The sequence below is a fragment of the Bacillus salipaludis genome, assembly GCF_004358205.1.
On record NZ_SMYO01000006.1, the window covers coordinates 140,119 to 162,327 of the forward strand.

General features: G+C 38.1%; 24 protein-coding genes and 1 pseudogene. 16 read left to right on the forward strand and 9 right to left on the reverse strand.

All coding sequences use genetic code 11. From position 1 onward, the window contains the following. Positions 1 to 120 precede the first annotated feature (120 nt). On the forward strand, positions 121 to 1,365 hold the full coding sequence (locus tag E2K98_RS13810; RefSeq protein ID WP_133335000.1) for an aminopeptidase P family protein: 1,245 nt from the start codon (positions 121 to 123) through the stop codon (positions 1,363 to 1,365). Between the two features lie 71 nt (positions 1,366 to 1,436). Next, positions 1,437 to 1,913 carry a hypothetical protein gene (locus E2K98_RS13815; RefSeq protein WP_133335002.1) on the forward strand — a complete coding sequence of 159 codons (477 nt, stop codon included), beginning with the start codon at positions 1,437 to 1,439 and terminating at the stop codon, positions 1,911 to 1,913. Positions 1,914 to 2,151: 238 nt separating this feature from the next. Here the strand turns inward: E2K98_RS13815 and E2K98_RS13820 are convergent, their stop codons facing one another. Beyond that, a complete protein-coding gene (locus E2K98_RS13820) occupies positions 2,152 to 2,466 on the reverse strand; it encodes a DMT family transporter (RefSeq protein ID WP_133335004.1) in 315 nt (104 codons plus the stop codon). A 2-nt stretch (positions 2,467 to 2,468) separates the two neighbouring features. Then, positions 2,469 to 2,825 (reverse strand): DMT family transporter, encoded by a 357-nt coding sequence (locus E2K98_RS13825; RefSeq protein WP_133335006.1) that lies wholly within the window; start codon positions 2,823 to 2,825, stop codon positions 2,469 to 2,471. 191 nt (positions 2,826 to 3,016) lie between these two features. Here E2K98_RS13825 and E2K98_RS13830 point away from each other — a divergent pair, with 191 nt between their 5' ends. After that, the gene (locus tag E2K98_RS13830) at positions 3,017 to 3,610 is read left to right on the forward strand and encodes a class I SAM-dependent methyltransferase (RefSeq protein ID WP_133335008.1); all 594 of its coding nucleotides are present in this window, start codon (positions 3,017 to 3,019) and stop codon (positions 3,608 to 3,610) included. Positions 3,611 to 3,688: 78 nt separating this feature from the next. Here E2K98_RS13830 and E2K98_RS13835 read toward each other — a convergent pair whose 3' ends face one another. Further along, complete coding sequence (locus tag E2K98_RS13835) at positions 3,689 to 3,886, reverse strand: cysteine-rich CWC family protein (RefSeq protein WP_133335010.1); 198 nt, start codon at positions 3,884 to 3,886, stop codon at positions 3,689 to 3,691. A 154-nt stretch (positions 3,887 to 4,040) separates the two neighbouring features. Then, complete coding sequence (locus E2K98_RS13840) at positions 4,041 to 5,486, reverse strand: DEAD/DEAH box helicase (RefSeq protein ID WP_133335012.1); 1,446 nt, start codon at positions 5,484 to 5,486, stop codon at positions 4,041 to 4,043. A 435-nt stretch (positions 5,487 to 5,921) separates the two neighbouring features. Here E2K98_RS13840 and E2K98_RS13845 point away from each other — a divergent pair, with 435 nt between their 5' ends. The 7 genes from E2K98_RS13845 to E2K98_RS13875 all read left to right on the forward strand — a co-directional run bounded on the left by E2K98_RS13845 (position 5,922) and on the right by E2K98_RS13875 (position 13,728). Then, positions 5,922 to 6,953: a fatty acid desaturase gene (locus E2K98_RS13845; protein ID WP_133335014.1), complete on the forward strand. Its 1,032-nt coding sequence runs from the start codon at positions 5,922 to 5,924 to the stop codon at positions 6,951 to 6,953. 70 nt (positions 6,954 to 7,023) lie between these two features. Beyond that, positions 7,024 to 7,536, forward strand: a complete 513-nt coding sequence (locus E2K98_RS13850; RefSeq protein ID WP_133335016.1) for a response regulator — start codon at positions 7,024 to 7,026, stop codon at positions 7,534 to 7,536. Positions 7,537 to 7,686: 150 nt separating this feature from the next. Further along, on the forward strand, positions 7,687 to 9,018 hold the full coding sequence (locus tag E2K98_RS13855; RefSeq protein WP_133335018.1) for a hypothetical protein: 1,332 nt from the start codon (positions 7,687 to 7,689) through the stop codon (positions 9,016 to 9,018). A gap of 97 nt (positions 9,019 to 9,115) precedes the next feature. Next, on the forward strand, positions 9,116 to 10,231 hold the full coding sequence (locus E2K98_RS13860) for a mandelate racemase/muconate lactonizing enzyme family protein (RefSeq protein ID WP_133335020.1): 1,116 nt from the start codon (positions 9,116 to 9,118) through the stop codon (positions 10,229 to 10,231). Between the two features lie 13 nt (positions 10,232 to 10,244). Next, positions 10,245 to 11,369 (forward strand): M20 peptidase aminoacylase family protein, encoded by a 1,125-nt coding sequence (locus E2K98_RS13865; protein WP_133335022.1) that lies wholly within the window; start codon positions 10,245 to 10,247, stop codon positions 11,367 to 11,369. Positions 11,370 to 11,402: 33 nt separating this feature from the next. Then, positions 11,403 to 12,881, forward strand: a complete 1,479-nt coding sequence (locus tag E2K98_RS13870; RefSeq protein ID WP_133335024.1) for an amino acid permease — start codon at positions 11,403 to 11,405, stop codon at positions 12,879 to 12,881. A gap of 37 nt (positions 12,882 to 12,918) precedes the next feature. Beyond that, positions 12,919 to 13,728: a GNAT family N-acetyltransferase gene (locus tag E2K98_RS13875; protein WP_133335026.1), complete on the forward strand. Its 810-nt coding sequence runs from the start codon at positions 12,919 to 12,921 to the stop codon at positions 13,726 to 13,728. 51 nt (positions 13,729 to 13,779) lie between these two features. Here E2K98_RS13875 and E2K98_RS13880 read toward each other — a convergent pair whose 3' ends face one another. Further along, positions 13,780 to 13,974 (reverse strand): alpha/beta-type small acid-soluble spore protein, encoded by a 195-nt coding sequence (locus E2K98_RS13880; protein WP_026576247.1) that lies wholly within the window; start codon positions 13,972 to 13,974, stop codon positions 13,780 to 13,782. A 140-nt stretch (positions 13,975 to 14,114) separates the two neighbouring features. Between E2K98_RS13880 and E2K98_RS13885 the strand changes: the two genes are divergently transcribed. From E2K98_RS13885 to E2K98_RS13905, 5 genes are all read left to right on the forward strand, one after another. Further along, the gene (locus E2K98_RS13885; protein WP_133335568.1) at positions 14,115 to 15,230 is read left to right on the forward strand and encodes an NAD(P)/FAD-dependent oxidoreductase; all 1,116 of its coding nucleotides are present in this window, start codon (positions 14,115 to 14,117) and stop codon (positions 15,228 to 15,230) included. 134 nt (positions 15,231 to 15,364) lie between these two features. Then, positions 15,365 to 15,619: a FeoA family protein gene (locus E2K98_RS13890; RefSeq protein WP_133335028.1), complete on the forward strand. Its 255-nt coding sequence runs from the start codon at positions 15,365 to 15,367 to the stop codon at positions 15,617 to 15,619. After that, positions 15,609 to 16,328, forward strand: a complete 720-nt coding sequence (locus E2K98_RS13895) for a FeoB small GTPase domain-containing protein (protein WP_133335030.1) — start codon at positions 15,609 to 15,611, stop codon at positions 16,326 to 16,328. Before E2K98_RS13890 ends, E2K98_RS13895 begins: the two co-directional genes overlap by 11 nt. Then, entirely contained in the window at positions 16,303 to 17,679 is a 1,377-nt protein-coding gene (locus E2K98_RS13900) for a nucleoside recognition domain-containing protein (protein WP_133335032.1), read from the forward strand. The genes E2K98_RS13895 and E2K98_RS13900 overlap by 26 nt, the downstream gene beginning before the upstream one ends. Before the next feature lie 161 nt (positions 17,680 to 17,840). Then, entirely contained in the window at positions 17,841 to 19,031 is a 1,191-nt protein-coding gene (locus E2K98_RS13905; protein WP_133335034.1) for a MalY/PatB family protein, read from the forward strand. A gap of 109 nt (positions 19,032 to 19,140) precedes the next feature. On the opposite strand, the pseudogene E2K98_RS31680 reads toward E2K98_RS13905, so the two are convergent. The 3 genes and pseudogenes from E2K98_RS31680 to E2K98_RS13915 form a co-directional block, all read right to left on the reverse strand. Next, positions 19,141 to 19,272, reverse strand: a pseudogene (locus tag E2K98_RS31680) (YdeI/OmpD-associated family protein); the annotation flags it as partial. Positions 19,273 to 19,284: 12 nt separating this feature from the next. Then, positions 19,285 to 19,812, reverse strand: a complete 528-nt coding sequence (locus E2K98_RS13910; RefSeq protein ID WP_235824808.1) for a hypothetical protein — start codon at positions 19,810 to 19,812, stop codon at positions 19,285 to 19,287. 186 nt (positions 19,813 to 19,998) lie between these two features. After that, positions 19,999 to 21,141 (reverse strand): SLC13 family permease, encoded by a 1,143-nt coding sequence (locus E2K98_RS13915; protein WP_133335036.1) that lies wholly within the window; start codon positions 21,139 to 21,141, stop codon positions 19,999 to 20,001. A gap of 307 nt (positions 21,142 to 21,448) precedes the next feature. On the opposite strand from E2K98_RS13915, the gene E2K98_RS13920 reads away from it, so the two are divergent. Then, on the forward strand, positions 21,449 to 21,613 hold the full coding sequence (locus tag E2K98_RS13920; protein WP_133335038.1) for an aspartyl-phosphate phosphatase Spo0E family protein: 165 nt from the start codon (positions 21,449 to 21,451) through the stop codon (positions 21,611 to 21,613). Between the two features lie 78 nt (positions 21,614 to 21,691). Here E2K98_RS13920 and E2K98_RS13925 read toward each other — a convergent pair whose 3' ends face one another. Continuing rightward, positions 21,692 to 22,102 (reverse strand): hypothetical protein, encoded by a 411-nt coding sequence (locus tag E2K98_RS13925; RefSeq protein WP_133335040.1) that lies wholly within the window; start codon positions 22,100 to 22,102, stop codon positions 21,692 to 21,694. Positions 22,103 to 22,209: the final 107 nt, after the last annotated feature.

Below are 22,209 nucleotides of genomic sequence, written 5' to 3' on the forward strand. Positions count from 1 at the left end.
ATTAACCTTTTTCATTTATTAAAACGTATTGTAACGAGGGTTGCATAGAAAAAAGTATGAATTTTTTCATAGTATAGTATATTTAACTGTATACATACCTTTTAGAAGAGAGGGAATTTCATGAACAAAGATTTCTATGTGAAAAATCGCAATCTGTTATATGAAAAGCTTGAAGAACGTTCACTGCTTGTTTTGTTTGCCGGGAAAGCCCCACAAAAATCCGCTGATGAAGACTATAAGTTCACTCCCAACCGCAATTTTCTTTATTTAACAGGTATTGATGAGCAAAATATTATTTTTTTCGCACATAAAACAAATGACGCCATACAAGAATATCTTTTTATCGAAAAATCAGATCCTGTATGGGAAAAATGGATCGGAAAAACTATTACCAAAGAAGAGGCTGCAAATGTCTCGGGAATCGGCAATATCCAATTCATTGAACAATTTGAATCCTTTCTGTCGCGAACACTTTTAACGAATGTATTTTCATCTATTTATTTAGACCTGGAAAGAAGAGAGCTAGATAAGGTTACGACACAAGCGCAGCAATTTGCTCAGAAAATCCAGGCGAATTACCCTTACCTGCAAATAAAAAATGTTTATCCTGATATTTGCGAACTGCGTGTTTACAAAACACCGGAAGAAATCGCAGAAATTAAAAAAGCGATTGAAATTACGAATGAAGGAATTAAAAACTTAATGAGCCACGCAAAGCCCGATATGAAGGAATACCAGCTTGAAGCCTATTTTGATTTTACGCTTAAGTCGGAGGGGGTACGGGATTATGCTTTCCCAACGATTGTTGCTAGTGGGAAGAATGGTACGATCCTTCACTATGTAAAAAATAATGCAACGGTTGAGGACGGGAGCCTTGTCCTGCTTGATTTAGGTGCTCAATATCATTTTTATAACGGGGATATCAGCTATACTTTTCCGGTGAACGGTAAATTCACGGAAAAGCAAAAGACCTTTTACAATATTGTTTTAAAAGCATTAAGAGAAACTACTGCACTGATCAAACCAGGTGTTCCACATGCAAAATTGAATGAACATACAAAGAAAGTTTTAGCCGAAGAGTGCATAAAAGTAGGGCTGATTAAAGAAGAAAGTGAAATCACCAAATATTATTATCACGGTGTGAGTCATTTTCTTGGACTAGACACCCATGATGTGGGCGATTATAAGGATTTGATCTTAAAACCGGGAATGGTGTTAACCGTTGAGCCGGGTTTATATATTGAGGAAGAAGAAATTGGAATTCGCATCGAAGACGATGTTTTAGTAACAGAGGACGGTTGCGAAGTGCTTTCAAAAGATATTTTTCGTTCGGTAGAAGAAATAGAAGCATTTATGAGGAAATAATTTGAAGAGCTGCCTATGTTTTTTATAACATTATGATAAAATAATGTTTATCTAAACATATGGAGGCAACTATGCTAACTTTTGAAGAAAAACTTGCGATTATTGAGACATACCCTGAATTGGAGAGGGTGAATGTATCCCTTGGACGAGTAAATTTCCAATTTAATGAAAGTGTGTATGACAAGAAAAATGTCGTTTATCACCTGCATCCAAATGGAAATGGCTTTGTCTATGCTGGTCGTATTCCCAATTACAAAACCGATGATAAAGGGATGGTCAATATTCGTGACTATTCTGCTGAGGACTTAAAACAAATAATTAGGGATTCAATCACCAGCCTGTCTGCTGTTGAAAAACCAATCGCTGAAGCAGCGATTATTGGCGACCTAGAAGAAGAACGATGGGTGAATAAAGAGAATGAAACTCTTCTTTTAATCAATGAAGATGAAACCTGGAATATATATTTCGGCCTAAATCTAGAGGAAACCTTCAGTACCTATGAAGAGGCAGAAGTGTTTTTAGTAGAGGAAGGCTTTAGAAGGGCTTAATTTTTAGGCTGTGTTAAATGACATTGTTGATTTTTTAACCCTGTTGATTGGAGTGGAAGGCACGAAGACTCCTGCGGGAGTACGGGGCAGGGGAGACCCCGCAGGCGCGTAGCGACGAGGAGGCTCCCCGGCACGCCCGCGAACCGCTTGTGCCTGGAACGGAAATCAACAGACAAGTTTAACACAGCCAATTTTTAAAACAACTCCGAACGGAAAATTGTTCGGAGTTGTTTATTTATTACGACAAGACCCGAAGCCCGATGACTCCAATGATAATTAAAATTACACTTAGCATTCGCCCGACGTTTTTTGATTCACCAAATAAATACATGTTGATGGTCACAGCGCCTGCTGTCCCAATTCCAACCCAAACGATATAGGCAATACTCAGTTGCAAAAAATGGAAGGAGGTATATAAAAAAGCAAAGGAAGTACAAAAACCGCCGATGTATAATACTCCATTTTTTAAAGATTTCTGTTGGCTATACATTTTTAGCCCCGCAGCACCTGTGACCTCGCAGGCTGCAGCTAAAAAAACAAACAACCAGCCCATGCTCAGGCAGCTCCTTTTTCCTCTGATTTGTTATCTGCCAGATTGAGCCCGATGACCCCGATAATGATTAGAAGGATAAACAAAATCATACCTGTATTAAAGATTCCCCCAAAAAGGAAGACATCCATTAATACGGTTCCAATTGCCCCAACCCCAGAAAAGATGGCATAAACCGTGCCTGTCGGAAGGGTAGCACAGGCATTCGGGAGAAAATGGAAGTCAGTAAAAATCACTGCGATAACAAGAGCCCATTCCCACCAAGTATCGGCTGTATTAAATCCATAAACCCATATTAATTCAAACAAACAAGTCAAACCCACATAAAGCCAGGCTTTATTCAAATTACTCACCTCTAGCATGCCCGTTTTCTATTTTATATTGCCCGATATGTACTACTCACATTAACATAGAATACCACTTTGAGGTGCCTGTCACCACCCGGTTTTTGTGGTTTTTTGTCGAATTAAAAGAGAAACAATGATGAATTTAATTTTTTTCATATATAATGTAAGGGGAGAATTTTGAGTTTTATTGTTTGGAGTGGAGGATTATGAGTCGATCTTTTGCAAAATGGTACGATTTTTTTATGAGTCCATTAGAAAATAAAAAATTTAATGGGATTCGCAAGGAACTTCTCTCAAAGGCAAGGGGGAGTGTACTTGAATTAGGTTCAGGGACAGGGATTAATTTTCCTTTATATACGGAATGTGATAAGGTAACTGCCATTGAACCGAGTCCATATATGATTGAGAATTCCTTAGAAAAGAAAAAACAATCGGTTGTCCCGATTGAACTGGTCCAGGCAAGTGCCGAAGAATTACCATTTGCAGATAATACCTTTGATACGGTTGTAGCCACTCTTGTATTTTGCACGATTCCCAACCCGGAAAGAGCCATGTTAGAAATGAAACGGGTATCAAAGCCGGATGGGAAAATCCTTTTATTTGAACATGTGAAAATGGAAAATCGTGTTCTTGCTGCGCTACAGGAGGGCTTAACACCTGTTTGGAAAAAAATTTGTGATGGATGCTGTTTAGATCGGGACACCTTGGAGTTATTAATCGCCCATGGCTTAGATGTAACAGAGGTACATAAGTATTACCGTGATTTATTTATTTTTGCTGAGGCAATCAATAGAAAGTAATTGGTGGATTCAGGAAAGGTATTAGTATTTATAAAATATCGATAACATGAGAAAACGCAAGGATTGCCCTCGCGTTTTTTAGTTTATTTTATGATCTTCCTTATACTTATCTAAACAATTTTTGCAGATACAATGTTTTCTTAAACTTTCTGCAGGAACCAACTCTAAAATTTCATTCGGAAATACTTCTAAGTCACACCAGCAGTTACCATGCTCCCCGGACCCAGACATACATTGATTTTCTTCTCCACATATAGGACAATATTTATTAGACATTTACAACTCCTCCTCAACCCTTGGTGCAACATGCGGTAATTGCACTCTTTTTCTCTAATTTTAACTCATCTGAAGTTGTTTTGTTGAAAAATTATTGCGATTAATTTTACATGAGGGAAACTAAGCACCGACCGTCGTAATCTTCCAAATTCCATTATTTAAGCGCCTTGCTCACTTTCAGCGTTTTTCCTTTAATCGTTGTATTCTCCATGGCTTGAAGCACGAGCGAGCCCTTTCCGTTAAGAATATCAACATAAGACAAATGATCCTGAATCGTAATAATGCCGATATCTTCTGCTGTTACCCCGGGAATTTTTGCAATCGTCCCAACAAAATCAATCGCGCGAAGCTTCTTCTTTTTTCCTCCGCTAAAATGGAGTTTCATAATGCCTTGGTTGATCCGGGCCGATTTGTTATTTCTCACGACACGGCGACCGCTAATTTTTTCATCAAAAGCAGCTTTTCCGGCTTCAACCTCCTGTGATGACGGGGCTTCCATTGCCGGAATCTCAAAGCCAATGTATTTTTCAATTGCCTTAACGAATTTTCCCTCGAAAGGGGTAGCAAACGTAATCGCTTTTCCCTTATTGCCGGCACGGCCGGTTCGTCCTGTTCGGTGTACATAGCTCTCTTTTTCCATGGGAACATCATAGTTAATGACAAGTGTCACTTGATCAATATCAATTCCTCGTGCTGCCACATCTGTAGCTACAAGATAACGGAAATTCCCCATTTTAAAACCGTCCATAACTGCAAAGCGATCCTGTTGTTCTAATCCTCCATGAAGTCTTTCACAAGAATAATTGGCCTCGTCCAATTCAGTATAAACGTTATCAACGTGCTCTTTTGTTCTGCAAAAAATAAGACAGCTATCTGGATTTTCAAGAACTGTAACGTCTTTTAGAAGGGAAATCTTGTCGCCTTCCTTTACCTCGATTAACCGGTGCTCTATTGTATCCGTGGTAATTCCTGAAGCCGCAATATCGATATTCACGGGATCCTTCATATACTTATGGCAGAGATTTTCAACATCTTTAGGCAATGTAGCAGAAAATACCATGGTTACCCTGTTTGAAGGAAGTTCATTTATGATGTCTTCTACCTCGTCAATGAACCCCATATTTAGCATTTCATCCGCTTCATCGATGATTAGATATTTTATTTTTTCTAAAGTTAAAGTACCTCTTTCAATATGGTCTATGACACGTCCAGGTGTCCCGACGACGACATGTGTTTTTTGATTTAATTCTTCTTTTTGTTTTGTAAAAGGTTCTTTTCCATAAACGGCTAATGCTTTAATCCGTTTAAATCTTCCAATATTCGTAACATCCTCTCGAACTTGAACCGCAAGCTCTCTAGTTGGTGTCAGAATTAATGCTTGTGGCTTTTTTTCTTCCCATTCTATTCTCTCGCAAAGAGGGATCGAAAAGGATGCAGTCTTGCCGCTTCCGGTTTGGGATTTTACAACCAGGTCCTGATTTTTCATTGCTAATGGGATAACTTTACTCTGAACCTCTGTAGGAGTATCATATTTTAAAATAGTAAGTGCTCGTGTTATTTCTTTGCTTAACTGGAAATCGGCAAAATTTTTATCACTCATGTGGTAACCTCGTTTTTTTATATTATCCGATCGTTATTTAGGATTTCTCGTAAAGAAATTTCATATGCAGATCGAATATGTTTCATTATACTTGAAACCCATTCAAATCACCCATTATTTTAAAATAATCTACTCCTGCAACTCCAACTACTAACAAGTCTAATTTTCTTCCTATATACCTTATATAATGACAAAACAAGAAGGGAATTACAAAATGCAGTAATTTCATTCTTTTCTCGTATTGTAACTCATAAGAAGTTGTTTTGTTGAAAAAAATAAAATCGGAAATTATCGCGATTGAACATTGGAAAGTATGAAAAAAATCAGCTTGTACATGACATTTGTCATATCGTGTACATGACACCTGCTACTAACAAGTCTAATTTTCTTCCTATATACTTTATATAACGACAGAACAAGAAGGGAATTACAAAAATGACCTTAGAAAATACGAAAAATCTCAAAAAACAAGTTGCTCCCTTTGAACAATCATCGACAAAAGAAAGCGTCTGGCAGCTCATCAACACAGTCGTACCATTTTTTCTTTTATGGTACCTTGCCTATATCAGCCTTTCCGTTTCTTATTGGTTAGCATTGGTTCCCATTTTGTTAGCCTCTGGCTTTTTGACACGAATTTTCATTATTTTTCATGATTGTACCCATCATTCCTTTTTCAAAAACCGCCGTGTCAACCGGATCATTGGCACTTCAATGGGTGTATTAACCCTATTCCCGTTTGATCAATGGGGACACGAGCATTCTGTTCATCATGCGACAAGCGGGAACTTGGATAAGCGCGGCACTGGAGATATATGGACGCTTACGGTTGAAGAGTATTTGGCAGCACCACTTAGACTTCGTTTAGCCTATCGTTTTTATCGTAATCCATTCGTTATGTTTGGATTAGGACCGATTTATGTTTTTCTACTTAAAAATAGATTTAACCGTAAAGGTGCTAAAAAGAAGGAACGTATGAACACGTATTTAACCAATGTTTTAATCGTTGCTCTAATGGGATTGCTTATTTGGGCAATCGGCTGGCAGTCGTTTCTCTTGGTTGAAGGTTCTATTTTCTTAATTTCAGGTGCCATTGGTATATGGCTGTTTTATGTACAGCACACTTTTGAGGATTCTTATTTTGAAGAAGACAAAGAGTGGGAATATGTAAAGGCAGCGGTTGAAGGAAGTTCTTATTATAAGCTTCCGAAGGTTATCCAATTCCTTACAGGTAATATTGGTTATCACCACGTTCACCATTTAAGTCCAAGGGTTCCAAATTATAAACTTGAAGAAGCACATAATCAGACGCATCCATTACAAAACGTACCAACCATCACCCTTGCTACAAGTTTGCGCTCTCTAAAGTTCCGCCTATGGGATGAGGAAAGCAAGAATTTTGTAAGCTTTCGGGAGATTAAATATTTACCAAAACGCAATATTACAGTCCAAGTAAAACCTGAACATTAATTTTTAGAGACTCTCCTTCATATAAGGGGAGTCTCCTTAATTAGACACGCCAGATAAGGAGAGAACCTAGATGATTCGAATTGTCATTGCTGAGGATCAAGAACTGCTGTTAGGGGCAATTGGTTCCCTGCTTAATTTGGAAGAGGATATGGAAGTGGTTGGCCAAGCATGTGATGGGGAAGAGGCCCTTGCACTTGTAAAGCAACTACAACCGGATATTTGCCTGATGGATATCGAGATGCCTAAAAAGAGCGGACTTGAGGCAGCAGAAGCTTTGAGGTCAACTGGATGTAAAGTGATGATTTTTACAACCTTTGCGAAGACTGGATATTTTGAGCGAGCCTTAAAAGCGGATGTTAGAGGTTATTTATTAAAGGACAGCCCGAGCGAAGAGTTAGCTTGCTCGATCCGCCGCATTATGGCTGGAGAGCGGAGTTATTCCCCAGAGTTAATAGAAGATGATGATCTTGTTTTTGAACCTTTCTCCGCCAATCAACCATCAAGCCAAAGAAGTGATACGATTGGAACGGTTAGAAATTACATTTCAACTATAATGGAAAAAATGAAGTTACCGACTGGTTGAGAAATGACTATTTGAAAGATATTCGGGCTTGCCTAGATGGCAAGTCCATTTTGTTTTTAGGACGGGGAAAGAACGACCCAAAGATATACAAAACCATGATATACTAGAAATTGGTATAATTTATTTAAAATAACGGTGGGAGTTGTCATAATGGTCGCGATTGGTGTGTTAGGTTCAAACCTTTATATTGATGCTATATCTCCATATTATCATTTATTTCCGGAAATCTCGTTTATCAACTATACATATGATTCGCCGTGGGAAATTAACCATTTGATTGATCAGGCCGGGAAAGAGGTGGATTTTTTACTTTTCTCGGGTGCAATTGCGTATTATTTCGGGCAGAAAAAAATAAATGAAAACCAATTGATGGCTACCTATGTTCCATTTAATGAATTCGTTGTTTCGCTTTCATTGTTTTCAATTTACTTTCATGAAAAAATCCCGTTGGAAAAGATTTCGATTGATTTGCCTAAACAGGAATTTTTAGAGAATGTCTTAAAAGAACTCCATATAACGGATCCAACTTTATTTGTGAAAGACTACCCGTGGGTTTATCACGTAGAAGAAGAGAAGGCAGGCTTTGATATTACTCAATTCGTTCATTTCCATGCGGATTTATATAAAGAGAAAAAAACACAATTTGCTTTAACAAGTATACATGCAGTATATGAAGAGTTACAGAAATTGTCTATTCCTTCCATTTATATGGTTCAGCCGAAGCAATCCCTGAAAGAAGGATTGGAAAGGGCAGTGACGTTAACGAGATTAAAGAAAACAAAGGATTCACAGATCGCTGTCATCTCGATAAAAATAGCAAATTATCCAATCCAACAGGAAGAACAAGTTTTTCGCCTGCAGATCCTGCAGCATTTAAACCAAATGGCAAAGCAATTAAATGCAAGAGTATCACTGGACCAACATCAGCCATTTACTATTTATACGAATCGCGGTTCAATGGAGGTTGCTCTAAAAGAACAAAATCTGCAAAAAATTCTTGAGCTTGAAGGAAAAATAAATTCGCCTTTACAGATTGGAATCGGTTATGGATATACGATGAATGAGGCCGAAAACCATGCGACAGAAGCCTTATATTTTACAGAAAAACAGGCAACAGAAAAAACAACTATTTTTATATTAGATGAAGACAAAAAACTGATTGGTCCTTTGTTTGAAAATGAAAAACAATATGTCTTAAAAAATGAAAATCAACATATTCAATCTTTAGCGGATCAACTTAAAATGACGGCGAAAAATCTAATCCGCTTTTTTGATTTTGTTCGGCTACATCAATTTCGTTCATTCTCGGCACAGGAATTGGCAGATTATTTAACGGTAAGTAGGCGTTCTGCTGAGAGGTTAATTAAAAGATTTCTTGAAAAAGAATTACTTACAATTACGGGGGAAGAGCAGCCATATGACCAAGGACGCCCGCGGGCACTTTATAATATCTCGGAAAAGCTAAAAAAATATTTCTCCTAAAAGGATTGTTTTTTGAAAATTTACAGTATATTATAAAAATGACCGATTAGCGACAATAAAACGACGGTGTCGCAAATATAGAGGAGGAAAAATCATCATGAAAATTATTAAAGCTGATATTATTGGAATCCATTTACCATTACAATCCCCATTTATTATTTCCTACGAAACATATGATTATATGCCATCGATTATTGTGAAACTCGAAACGGAAGATGGTCTTGTCGGATATGGAGAAGCCGTTCCGGATGAACATGTAACAGGGGAATCCTTTTTTAGCGGAATTGAAATTTTAAAACATCAGTTACTGCCTTTTATCATGGGAGAAAGTCCATTTGCCATTGAAAAAATTCACCATATTATGGATAGCCGAATTCATGGCAACCCGGCAGCAAAAGCTGCGATTGATATCGCATGCTATGACCTGATGGGTAAATATGCAGGCAAGCCAGTCTACGATTTAATTGGCGGAAAATTTCATAATGAACTTACCTTTGCAAAGGTATTAAGTATTGAAGAACCGGAAGTGATGGCTGAGAAGGCAAAACAGGCGCTTGCTCTCGGATACAGTTCCTTGAAACTAAAGGTTGGATTTGATCTTTTTAAAGATTTAGAACGTGTAAAAGCCGTTCGAGAGGCAGTTGGCTATGGGGTGCCGATTCGAGTCGATGTTAACCAAGGCTGGAAGGATTATTCGACTGCAGCCCAGGCACTTCCATTACTAGAACCGCTCAGAATTTCCTGGCTGGAACAACCGATCAAGATGGGAGATATTGACGGACTTGCAGAGCTTCGAAAGAAAACGGTGATACCGATTATGGCAGATGAAAGTGTTCATGACGGCTCCGACCTAAATGAAATTATCAAGAAAAATGCCGCTGACAAAATCAATATTAAATTAATGAAATCAGCGGGGATTTATCCTGCGATTCATATGGCTAAAACAGCTGAATATGCAGGTCTTTCCTGCCAAGTCGGGTCAATGGTCGAATCCTCGATTGGCTCTGCAGCTGGATATCATACTGCGATGGCAAGAAAAAATATCACCAGCACAGAATTAACCGGGCCGTTGTTGTTCAGTAAAGATATTGGTGACCTTGAGTATCAAATTCCTTTTGTGGTACTAAGCGAAAAACCTGGTTTAGGTGTTGAAGTGAATGAGGAAACGCTTCAAGAATTAACGATTAAAAAAGAAACTGTTCATTCCAAGTAATGAGGGAATACAGATGAAAAAAACATTAGAAAAATTAAGCCCAATCATTTTTGAACTATTTGAGCATTTACATCAAAATCCGGAGGTCAGCTGGAAAGAAGTTAACACCACGAGCTTCATAGCAAATTTCTTAAAGAGCAATGGGTGTGAGGTTAGAACGTTTCCTGACCATACAGGAGTGATAGGGGAACTAGGAAATGGTCCCCTAACGGTTGGGGTTCGCGCGGATATGGATTCTTTATGGCAGGAAGTGAATGGGAGATTTCAAGCCAATCACTCCTGCGGCCATGATGCGCATATGACGATGGTGTTAGGTACGCTGCTTCTTTTAAAAGAAATGCAATTAGAACTGCCGGGACGGCTAAAATTAATTTTCCAACCGGCAGAGGAAGTGGGAGATGGCGCCTTAAAAATGATTGAAAAACAAGTAATCGATGATATTGACTTTTTGTATGGTGTTCATTTACGGCCCATTCAGGAACTTACGATGGGGACGGCATCACCAGGTATTATTCACGGGGCCGCTGAAACCGTTTCCGCTAAAATTATTGGCTTTGATGCGCATGGTGCTCGCCCTGATTTAGGGGTGAATGCCATAGAAGTGATTTCCGCGATTGTCGAGCAATTAAAAGGGATCCGTTTGAACCCGTTTGATTCTTTCTCTGTAAAAATGACTCAAGTCAGTGCAGGAGGGGATAACACGAATGTTATTCCCGGATCTGCCCAATTTCATTTAGACTTACGGGCGCAAAAAAATGAAACGATGGATAGGCTAGTTCAAAAAGTTGACCATATTTTACAGCAAGTTGCCTCACTTTTTGAGGTGAAGATTGAATTTGAACATAAGGAAAAGGTTTATGCTGCTGTGGTAAATCCCAAGGCACAGAAAATTATGGCGAAGGCGATTGCAGAAGTCATTGGTGCTGAAAATGTTATGCCTGCAGTCATCACACCCGGTGCGGAGGATTTTCATTTTTACACAAAAGAACGCCCGCATTTGAAGGCGGCGATGCTGGGTTTAGGCTGCGACTTAGCCCCTGGTTTGCATCACCCGTATATGTCGTTTAATCGAGATGCCCTTTTAAATGGAATTGAAATTTTAACTCGAACTGTTCTTGCGACTTTTAAACAAAACTAATCAGTTTTTATTAATGATAAAAGAGGTGCATATATGAGTAATACGGCATTACAAACAGAAAAAGAAACGGATTTTTCCGAACACCACCATCTGAAACGGAATCTTCAGGCGAGACATCTCACCATGATTGCCATCGGTGGTACGATTGGTACCGGGTTATTTCTGGCAAGCGGGGGAACAATCAGTCAAGCGGGCCCGGGAGGAGCAATCGTTGCTTATATCTTAAGTGGTTTAATGATGTTATTTCTAATGACAAGCTTAGGAGAAATGGCCACGCTTATGCCGATTTCCGGGACCTTTAGCACCTATTCCTCTAAATTTGTCGATCCTGCCTTCGGTTTTGCTCAAGGCTGGAATTATTGGTATTATTCAGCCATGATTATCGCTCTTGAATTATCGGCTGCTGGTTTAATCATGAAGTTTTGGCTGCCAAATGTTCCGTCTATTTTCTGGAGCGTTCCTTCCCTCGCTATTATCTTTTTATTAAATTTTTTATCTGTAAGAGGTTATGGGGAAGCAGAATATTGGTTTTCAATTATTAAAGTTGCTACAATCATTCTCTTTTTGGTGATTGGGGTCTTGATTATCTTAGGTATTATGGGTGGTCACTCTGTCGGATTTAAAAATTTTACCGCAGGAGAAGCACCTTTTAAGGGTGGTTTTGCTTCTATTATTAGCGTTTTCATGATTGTTGGTTTTTCGTTTCAAGGTACGGAAATGGTTGGTTTTTCTGCAGGGGAAAGTGAAAATCCTAGGGAGAATATGCCCAAAGCCATTCGACAGATTTTTTGGAGAATCTTGCTATTTTTTATCTTTTCCATCATCATCATTGGATTCCTTGTACCTTATAATGATCCAAGACTATTAAACTCTGATAATGTTTCAGAAAGTCCGTTTACATTAGTTTTTGAAAGAGCAGGGCTGGCTTTTGCTGCTTCCGTAATGAATGCAGTTGTTCTTACGGCTGTACTCTCCACCGCAAATTCCCAAATGTATGCCGGCTCACGGCTTTTATGGACAATGGCAAAGGAAGGAAATGCTCCAAAATTTTTAACAAAAGTAAATTCACGCGGAATTCCTGCAAATGCACTTTATGTAACAACAGCTGTCGGGATGCTTGCATTTTTAACATCAATCTTTGGTGATGGAAAGGTCTTTTTCTGGCTGTTAAATGCCTGCAGCTTATCGGGATTTCTTGCCTGGATTGGAATCGCTGTCAGCCATTACCGTTTCCGTAAAGGCTATGTGGCTCAAGGAAGAGATTTAAACGAATTACCTTTTAAAGCAAAATGGTTTCCATTTGGTCCTTTCCTGACATTGGCTTTATGTATGGTGGCAATCCTTGGACAAGACTATAAGGCATTTTTAGGAGATAAAATTGACTGGAATGGGTTGCTAGTTACCTATTTGGGGATTCCAATCTTTTTAACGGCTTGGTTGAGCTATAAATTTATTAAAAAAACAAAGGTTGTCACATTGAAAGATATGGATTTCGAGCATGAAGATGTATAATCATTTTTAGGACAATTTCAAAAAGGAGGTATGATGAATGAGTGAAAAAAATATCGTTATTCGTACTCTCGAAACAATTGATGAGCTTGAAGAGTTGAGAAAATTGGAATCGCTGATTTGGAGTGAATACGAGTCCATACCAAGCAGTCAAACTATTACGGCCATTAAAAACGGTGGAATGGCATTGGGCGCTTTTTTGGATGACGAACTGATTGGTTTTCAATATAGTTTTCCGGGCTTTAAAAATAATAAGATTTATCTCTGTTCTCATACACTAGGAATTCATCCCGAATATCGTAAACTGGGGATTGGCGAAAAACTAAAGCTTGCCCAAAAGGAAGAGTCATTAAAAATGGGATATGATTTAGTTACATGGACATATGATCCTCTTGAAACAGTAAATGGCTATTTGAATCTACATAAGCTTGGAGCAAGATGCTCGACATATGTAGAGAATTGTTATGGGGAAATGCAGGACGATTTAAATCAGGGCATGCCGTCCGACCGGTTTACGGTTGAATGGTGGGTTATGGAGGATTTGGTTGAAAGGCCAAGCGAGTATGAAATAGAGGGCCGTTTGTTACTTAAGGTTTACCGTGATTCAGAAGAAAATTTGAACCCGAATGAAACGGATCTTGAGCTGGATACTGCGGAAGGCTTCCTCTTTGTTCCGGTACCGAGTAATTTTCAAACACTGAAGAAAAGGAATCCTGAGCTTGCGATAGCATGGAGACTCAAAACTCGTGAAGTATTTATTCATTATTTTAAAAATGGCTGGACTGCAATTGATTTGTTAAGAACAAAGTCTGATCCTGATTTGTGTTACTATGTATTGAAAAAATTGTAAATTCTTTGTGGAGGCTGCCCCGATTTGGGACAGCCTTTTTGAAATCAAAAGTTATTGGCCTTGTTGATTTCGTAAGGATTGTTCAGCGTATGCAACGAGACGCTTCGTCATTTCGCCGCCCACTGAACCATTTGCTCGCGCGGTCGTATCAGCACCAAGTTGAACTCCAAACTCGTTGGCGATTTCCTCCTTCATTTGATCCAGAACATTTCCTGCACCAGGAACCAAAAGTTTGTTTCTAGCCATGATTCATCACTCCCGCCGAAGTTTTTGAGCAAAAGAACATGCTCGTATATAATGTAACCTATATACAAATCCTGATTCTGATTGAATGGGATATATTAGTGGATAAATTTGTAATTAATATTGAAAGAAAAGGTGTCATGATGCAAAAAATTATTGTAATCGGAGCTGGTATTCTCGGTGCTTCTACCGCGTACCACCTGACCAAATTAGGTGCACAAGTTACTATGGTTGACCGGGAAGATCCTGGCCAAGCAACCGATGCCGCAGCCGGAATAGTGTGTCCATGGCTATCACAGCGGAGGAACAAAATATGGTATCAATTAGCCAAAGGCGGCGCGCGTTACTATCCACAATTAATCGCAAAATTAGAAGCAGACGGTGAAACAGATACCGGATATAAACGGGTGGGGGCTTTAAGTTTACACAAAGACCCAAATAAACTCGAACAGATGGCAGAACGGGCACGAAAACGGAGAGAAGACGCTCCGGAAATCGGTGAAATCAAGATTCTGTCACCAGCAGAAACAAAAAAACTTTTTCCACCTTTATCAGAGGAATTCGGATCTGTTTATGTCAGCGGGGGAGCCCGCGTCAATGGCCAGGAACTTCGGAATGCATTAACACGTGCAGCGATTAAGAATGGAGCGACTTTTTTAAAAGGGGATGCATCAATCCTAATAAATGAAAATCGGGTAATGGGGATTACCTTGGAAGAAAAAACTTTACTTGCTGACAAAGTAATTGTTACTTCAGGAGCATGGGCAAAAGAGCTTTTGCAGTCTTTAGGCCTTGAGTTCTCCGTAAAACCGCAAAAAGCACAAATCATTCATTTACAGCTGCTTGAAACTGACACAAGTTCATGGCCGGTTGTCATGCCGCCACACACCCAATATATCCTTACTTTTGAAAATGGACTTGTTGTTGTGGGCTCTACGCATGAAAATGATAAAGGGTTTGATACCCGTGTTACAGCAGGCGGAATCAATGAAATCTTAAGTCAAGCCTTAGAAACGGCACCAGGATTAGCAAACAGCACTGTCCTCGAAACAAGAGTTGGTTTTCGCCCTTTTACTCCAGGGTTTTTACCAGTAGCCGGACCTTTGCCTGATTGGAATGGAATTTATGTTGCAAATGGGTTAGGTTCATCAGGGTTAACCAGCGGTCCATATCTCGGAGCAGAACTCGCTAAATTAGTCACAGGACAGGAAACAGAGATTGACTTAAATAATTATTGTGTTGACAATGCAATTTTGTAGAAGAGCACGTTTGCCGTATAGGCAGACGTTCTTTTTTTAATTTCTTTGCAAAATTAGGTGACAAATTTATGACCTCAACATATAATTAGTAAAAAGTTGCACTCGGTAAAAATTTTAAGGGGTGTGAAAAAATAATGGGGACAACTAATATTATTAAGCTTGAGGACGGAAAAAAAGGCGATATTATTAAAATAACTTCGATTCAACTGGAAGGTGTAATGAGAAGAAGATTATTAGATTTAGGCTTTGTTAAAGATGCATTAGTTGAGGTAGTACGGAAAAGCCCGTTGGGAGACCCTATCGCTTTTCGTGTAAGTCAAACAACCATTGCATTAAGAAAAGAGGAGAGTTCAAAAATTGAAGGGGAGCTGGTGAACGATGGGAAATGAATATCGGATTGCTTTAGCGGGAAATCCCAACACAGGTAAAAGTACATTGTTTAATGCTTTAACTGGTTTAAAGCAGCATACGGGTAATTGGGCTGGAAAAACAGTTTCACTTGCAAAGGGAAGCATTGCATTTAAAGATACTCGATTTCAATTGATCGATCTCCCAGGTACCTATTCTCTTTTTTCAAATTCCAAGGATGAAGAGGTGGCACGAAACTACATTGTATTCGAAAAACCTGATGTAACAATCGTTGTCCTTGATGCCACTTCCTTAGAACGGAATTTTAATCTTGCCTTGCAGGTTTTGGAAATGACAAAGAATGTAATCATTTGTATAAATTTAATCGATGTTGCAGAAGAACAAGGAATAAACATTAACGAGCATCTGCTAACAAATCGGCTTGGGGTGCCCGTTATAAAAATTTCTGCAAGAAACAAAAAAGGGTTTTCCAAGCTCCTTGATACCATTCATCGTATTGTAACTGGGGAAATAGCTTGCCATCCTATTCCAGTGAAATATCCGCAAGAGATCGAAGAAAAAATTGAAAAAATCGAACCGAAAGTACGTGAGATTGTGGGCGACCATGTATCTTCCCGCTGGGTTTCCCTCCGTTTATTAGATGGAGATGAGTCTTTACTAAGTGAAATTAATCATTACTTAAGCCTTAAAGGAGGGGACGTAAATGAATATCGAACAGCTTTACAATGAAGCTCAAAAGATGTCGACAGCGAAGTTAAGAGATGAAATTGTACAGAATTTGTATGACCGGAGTCATCAACTTTGCAAGGCGGGTGTCACCTATACAAAATCAAAAAGGGATACTCGGACAGAAAAACTAGATGCGATTTTCACTTCTCCCATTTTCGGCTTTCCAATTATGTTAATCATGTTAGGAACGGTCTTCTATATCACCATAGCTGGAGCCAACATCCCTTCTTCCTTAATAGCGGACTTTTTTGGATGGTTAGAGCAGTATATCACAGCCGCTTTTACTTTTTTACACGCACCCGATTGGCTTCATGGGATGTTAGTTCTTGGCTTATATCGAGGAACAACCTGGGTAATTGCGGTAATGCTGCCGCCAATGGCCATCTTTTTTCCGACTTTTGCTCTTTTAGAAAACTACGGATATCTTCCCCGGGTTGCTTTTAATATGGACCGTTTGTTTAAAAAAGTCGGTGCCCACGGGAAGCAGTCACTAACGATGGCAATGGGGTTTGGCTGTAATGCAGCTGCTGTAATTTCGACTAGAATTATAGAATCACCTCGCGAAAGGATGCTGGCGATTCTGACCAATAATTTTGTCCCTTGTAATGGTCGTTGGGGTACTCTAATTGTCTTTTCTTCATTATTTATGGCTGCTGGATTTACCGGTGGAATGAAATTATTTGTTTCGACTGCATCTCTCGTCGGGATTGTCTTATTTGGAATCCTTGTTACCTTCTTCGTTTCATGGGTACTTTCCAAAACAGCCCTTAAAGGGGTCCCAACACATTATACGTTAGAACTGCCGCCATACCGAAAACCTAAAATCCTGGATACGGTCATTCGCTCATCCTTGACAAAATCCTGGTCCGTCTTAATGCGAGCAGTGAAAGTTGCAGCACCTGCAGCTATCTTAACCTGGGTATTTGCAAATCTCTATATTGGTGATACAAGTATTTTAATGTATGCCGTTCAGTTTTTGGACCCATTTGGAAAATTACTTGGCTTAGACGGTTACATTATGATGGCTTTTATCTTGGGGTTGCCAGCGAATGAAATTGTCCTGCCAATCTTGTTAATGGGATATTTATCAACGGGTTCTTTAACTGAAGTCGATAGTCTTGTTGATTTAAAAGCCATTCTTATTGAGCACGGCTGGACTTGGTTGACTGCATTAAATATGATGTTATTTTCATTGTTGCATTATCCATGTGGTACAACATTACTCAATATCTATAAGGAAACCAAAAGTAAAAAGTGGACATTTATGGCATTCCTGATCCCAACCGTCATTGCCATTCTAGTCCCGCTTGTCATTACACAGTCTGTGAAATGGTTTGGCTGGGTTATATAATATGATTTTTAGAGAGGGTCCTCAGAAATGAGGACCTTTATTGCTAGAAAAAGCAATTTCTTTCGGTTTAAAATATGTAGTATAATGGGCTTGAAACTAAAAATGATAATTTTACCAAATTGGTTGGTTAATTCGGCTTTTTTTTAAAAGGAGTGTTGTTCATGAAATACAACTTCGATGAAGTAGTGAATCGCCGTGGTACATATTCATTAAAATGGGATGGGGGAAAACTGATAAAAGAGATAGGCCTCACATCTAGATATGATGAAGAAACGATACCTTTGTTTACAGCGGATATGGATCTTCCTGTACCCCAGCCCTTGATTGATGCCTTACATAAAACAGTTGACCATCGAATCTTTGGTTACTCCGTTTTTCCGGACGAGTATTTTACGGCTATCCAGCATTGGTTTAAAAAGCGACATGATTGGGATATTCAAAAGGAAGAAATTATCTATAGTCCTGGAACAGTCCATGCGTTGAACATTGCAGTAAGAGCTTTTACAGATCCAGGAGACGGGATTATCATCCAACGCCCAGTTTATCCTCCATTTACAGCAGCGATTGAAGCTAACCATCGAGTGGTACAGAATAATGCGCTAAATATTGATTCAGACGGGTATTATCAGATTGATTTTGAGGATTTTGAAGAGAAGGCAAAACAAGAGAAGACGAAGATGTTTATTTTATGCAACCCGCATAATCCTACAGGAAGAATTTTTAACCAGGAAGAATTACAAAGATTAGCCGATATTTGCGGAAGACATAATGTTCTGATTGTTGCAGATGAGATTCACGGGGACCTCATCCGGAGTAATCAAACATTTATTCCCATTGCCAAAGCCGTTGACAATGTGGACCATATTATCACTTTTACTGCGATTAACAAAACCTTTAATGTAGCAGGGCTTCATTGTACGAATGTAATAATTTCAAATCCTGAGCTCAGGAAAACCATGAATAAGGTAATGGGGATGCATTTGCCGTCACCGTTTACTGTTTCTGCGCTAATCGCTGTTTATACAGAAGGGGAAGATTGGTTAGAACAGCTAAAGGAATATATTGATGGCACGATGGATTGGGTTGTGAAGTTTTTAGCCGAAAAAATGCCGAAAGTAAAGGTGAAAATCCCAGAAGGAACCTATATTATGTGGATGGACTTCAGTGGATATGGGCTGACAGCAGAAGAAGTCCATGAACGGATCTATAATAAAGCAAATGTTATTCTCGAAGATGGTAAAATGTTTGGGGAAGAAGGACTTGCCTTTCAAAGGATTTGCATCCCGTCACCAAGGCCGCTTATAAAAGAAGCATTTGAAAGAATTGCAAGAGAATTTGAAGATATCATTTAAATTTTAGTTAGTAACACATAACGATATTATGTAAACTGGAAATCAATCTCATCATAATTAAATACTAAATATGGTCACGATAGAAAATCGTGGCCATATATCTGAAAATCTATTTTTTACTCTGGCGGTACAATTCCATTGATTTAAATCCTTCGCCCAATACCGTTTCCATTTCCAGAAGGCGTTTTTCCTGGGTTTCTTTCCTTTTTGCACTGTAAACATACCGGGCCCAATCCTTTTGATAGCCAAAGGTTCATTGATTATATTTTTCGAGTAAATCCCCATTTTTGGACAAATATTGCTTGATATCCTCGACATTTCCTATGTAGTCATCAACGCATTGGCTGTTTTTCTTACTGGCAGCTTTTTTCGGTGCTGATTTTAAACCCACAATAGTAAAAATATCATTTAAGCTAACCATTCTTGCAAACTTAATATTACTTCCCAAGACATATCCTTCTTCATCAGAAGGAAGCGCCTGAATTAAACGATCACGGTCAATATAGTCTTCATACTTCGGATTGTTCTTTTTAGGGTAGGCAAAAAATAAGTAGCCATTGTCTTCAAGTAAATTTAGATTAATTACTGATTGAAGTTGTTCTGCAAATTCCTCTAATCCAAATACAAAGGTAACGATTAAATCATATTTATCTTTTTGAATCGAAGAATCAAATTCTAATTCATCAAAATCCTCCAAATCATTTGGCTTATGAAGAATTAATTTATTTGAATATTTATTAAGATTAAGTTTTTCAACAATCGTTTTTGTCGAATTTGCCATATTACACTCCCTCTTTTTTCTTATATTCTATTATCGAAATGGAATAATTTCAATTTGTTTTACATGCGAAAAAACGCTGTAGTTCATTGAACCAACAGCGTATTATAATATTTTTAGGATAGCTCTGTTAAACCTAGTTGTTGATTACCGCTCCAATCAACGTTTTCCCAAAATCAAAATTGACTTTTAAAGCAGCCTTAGGATAAAAAACTGAATCAATGATAAAAAAATCAAGAACAAAAAGTTATAAAGGCTGAATTGGATTAAATACCTTTTGCTCTTACCAGGGTTTGATTGAATATATAGTTTATAAGAAATTACACTGGCAAGTGACGCAATAATGGTACCAAGACCGCCAATATTGACTCCTAATAATAAGGACTTCCAATCCATCGTAAAGTTTGATAAAAGGATGGAGGCAGGGACATTGCTGATCAATTGGCTGGCTAAGATGGAACTAAAATAGACAGAAGTGGAGTTTTTCAAGCATTCACTAGCAAAATCCCGGAGTGCTTCGATATTTGCAATATTTCCTATAAAAATAAAAAAGCAGATAAATGTAATAAGTAAGAGATAATCGATTTTTGCTAATAATTTATAATCTAAAATACAGGCTGCAAGAAATGTAATAATCGCAGCAAGCTGATAACTCATTCCTCCAAAAATGGAAACAATAATAATACAAAAAATAATTCCCCAAACCGCTGCTTTTTTTCGACTTTTTATTGGAATTGGGTCTAGTGCGATATTTAGTTTTTTGCCCTTAAGTCGGTAAATGGAAATATAGAGCGAACTTCCTCCTAGAAATGCCAACAATAGGATTGTTGTAAAAAATTGAGCCGGACTTATCCCATAATGGGAAAATATAAATAAATTTTGCGGATTTCCCATCGGGGTTAAACTGCTGCCGATATTCGCCGCAATGGTTTGAAGGACTATGGTTTCCATCATGTTAATTTTAGCCTTTTTACTGATGATAAGGGTTAATGGCACAAACGTGATAAGTGCGACATCGTTCGTTACCAACATCGAGGTAAAAAAGCATAATAAAATTAGAATAGCAGAAACCTGCTTGCTAGATTTGCATTTATTCACTATCCCAATCGCGAATCTGTCTAATAGTTTTAGTTCTTCAAAGGCCTTAATCGCTAGCATCAGGTTAAATAAGCTTACTAACACCTTAAAATTTATATATTCCAGTCTTGGCGGATGTATGAGGCTGCTCGCCATTGCTAAGATAAGGGAGATTGTAAATACCAGGTCCTTTTTTAAAAAAGCCAATTTTAGCTTGGAATTTTTGGCATTTTGCGTTAAAACATATTCTTTCATGAACATCTCCAGAAATTTTAGTAGGTTTAATAATTAGTAGAACATAGATTAAGATAAAATCAATTACATAGAATGTCAATCATTTTTCAAACGTTTCACTGAGTCAATTTTGGGGGAAGAGAACAGTTTTTGGTGAATTTTGAAAGGATGTTCTATCAATTTAATTCGAGAAACTTATGGAAAAATGTGGCATAAAATAGGTAGTTAACAGATTATGTCGATATTTGATGATAAATACTGTTTCTCTGAATGCGTTTTCAATTGGTAAACTTAATTTTGTAGTTGTAAATAGAAGGAGTTACTGGAAATGACAAATGATGACTTAATTTACCAAATTGAAATGGTACGAAATACTATGATAACTGTCGGAATGTCCAAAGGATTAACCTCGTCAGAAACGATTTTATTAAGTAAAAAACTTGACCGACTATTGAATTTGCAATTTCACAGACAGAAAGTAAGGTCGGCCTAATTGACAGGGGAGTATATCTATTTTGAATGTATTAATAGTATAAAAAAATCCCCAAGGCTGGGGATTTTTTTATTAAATCTATTTTTTAAATAAGGATTTTAATAGTCTTCTAGTCATAAAGAACGCAAATGCAATCACAACAAATACTAGGAAAAACGCGAAAAAACCTAAAAGCCCTACGAGTGCATCCTCAAATTCCATATTTCCTCGATTGGTCAGTGCCTGTTGAATTTCGATTGCAAAAACTAATACAAACATAAAAGTTGTTGTATATAAGAAAGATAGAATCGTAATTCCAAAAGGCATTTTTACAATAATTTTGGAGATGACCAGCACGAAAAGAAAAACAACGATTCCGATAAATCCCATGATCCAAAAATGCAGGTCCTTATCCGTTAATGAAAGATTCAACGAGCTGCTCACATATATTTGTATGAAATCATGAAGATTATTGACAATGTCCGCTAATAACTGAATAGTTTCTTTCAAATCATCACTTCCTTATCAGTTAAGATTATAACAGATTTTAATAATAGAGTCTTAAAGTCCATACATAACTTAGCGGATTGTTTTAGAACCGTTGCCAATACGGTGCT

What these genes read in the sequence shown, in the direction of transcription:
- E2K98_RS13880 (WP_026576247.1), bottom strand. Translation starts at nt 13,974, where the DNA reads ATGGCTAGAAACAAACTTTTGGTTCCTGGTGCAGGAAATGTTCTGGAT.
- E2K98_RS13810 (WP_133335000.1), top strand. Translation starts at nt 121, where the DNA reads ATGAACAAAGATTTCTATGTGAAAAATCGCAATCTGTTATATGAAAAG.
- E2K98_RS13835 (WP_133335010.1), bottom strand. Translation starts at nt 3,886, where the DNA reads ATGTCTAATAAATATTGTCCTATATGTGGAGAAGAAAATCAATGTATG.
- E2K98_RS13890 (WP_133335028.1), top strand. Translation starts at nt 15,365, where the DNA reads ATGGGGACAACTAATATTATTAAGCTTGAGGACGGAAAAAAAGGCGAT.
- E2K98_RS13850 (WP_133335016.1), top strand. Translation starts at nt 7,024, where the DNA reads ATGATTCGAATTGTCATTGCTGAGGATCAAGAACTGCTGTTAGGGGCA.
- E2K98_RS13920 (WP_133335038.1), top strand. Translation starts at nt 21,449, where the DNA reads ATGACAAATGATGACTTAATTTACCAAATTGAAATGGTACGAAATACT.
- E2K98_RS13815 (WP_133335002.1), top strand. Translation starts at nt 1,437, where the DNA reads ATGCTAACTTTTGAAGAAAAACTTGCGATTATTGAGACATACCCTGAA.
- E2K98_RS13825 (WP_133335006.1), bottom strand. Translation starts at nt 2,825, where the DNA reads ATGCTAGAGGTGAGTAATTTGAATAAAGCCTGGCTTTATGTGGGTTTG.
- E2K98_RS13830 (WP_133335008.1), top strand. Translation starts at nt 3,017, where the DNA reads ATGAGTCGATCTTTTGCAAAATGGTACGATTTTTTTATGAGTCCATTA.
- E2K98_RS13905 (WP_133335034.1), top strand. Translation starts at nt 17,841, where the DNA reads ATGAAATACAACTTCGATGAAGTAGTGAATCGCCGTGGTACATATTCA.
- E2K98_RS13840 (WP_133335012.1), bottom strand. Translation starts at nt 5,486, where the DNA reads ATGAGTGATAAAAATTTTGCCGATTTCCAGTTAAGCAAAGAAATAACA.
- E2K98_RS13860 (WP_133335020.1), top strand. Translation starts at nt 9,116, where the DNA reads ATGAAAATTATTAAAGCTGATATTATTGGAATCCATTTACCATTACAA.
- E2K98_RS13885 (WP_133335568.1), top strand. Translation starts at nt 14,115, where the DNA reads ATGCAAAAAATTATTGTAATCGGAGCTGGTATTCTCGGTGCTTCTACC.
- E2K98_RS13855 (WP_133335018.1), top strand. Translation starts at nt 7,687, where the DNA reads ATGGTCGCGATTGGTGTGTTAGGTTCAAACCTTTATATTGATGCTATA.
- E2K98_RS13845 (WP_133335014.1), top strand. Translation starts at nt 5,922, where the DNA reads ATGACCTTAGAAAATACGAAAAATCTCAAAAAACAAGTTGCTCCCTTT.
- E2K98_RS13895 (WP_133335030.1), top strand. Translation starts at nt 15,609, where the DNA reads ATGGGAAATGAATATCGGATTGCTTTAGCGGGAAATCCCAACACAGGT.
- E2K98_RS13910 (WP_235824808.1), bottom strand. Translation starts at nt 19,812, where the DNA reads ATGGCAAATTCGACAAAAACGATTGTTGAAAAACTTAATCTTAATAAA.
- E2K98_RS13900 (WP_133335032.1), top strand. Translation starts at nt 16,303, where the DNA reads ATGAATATCGAACAGCTTTACAATGAAGCTCAAAAGATGTCGACAGCG.
- E2K98_RS13820 (WP_133335004.1), bottom strand. Translation starts at nt 2,466, where the DNA reads ATGGGCTGGTTGTTTGTTTTTTTAGCTGCAGCCTGCGAGGTCACAGGT.
- E2K98_RS13875 (WP_133335026.1), top strand. Translation starts at nt 12,919, where the DNA reads ATGAGTGAAAAAAATATCGTTATTCGTACTCTCGAAACAATTGATGAG.
- E2K98_RS13870 (WP_133335024.1), top strand. Translation starts at nt 11,403, where the DNA reads ATGAGTAATACGGCATTACAAACAGAAAAAGAAACGGATTTTTCCGAA.
- E2K98_RS13915 (WP_133335036.1), bottom strand. Translation starts at nt 21,141, where the DNA reads ATGAAAGAATATGTTTTAACGCAAAATGCCAAAAATTCCAAGCTAAAA.
- E2K98_RS13865 (WP_133335022.1), top strand. Translation starts at nt 10,245, where the DNA reads ATGAAAAAAACATTAGAAAAATTAAGCCCAATCATTTTTGAACTATTT.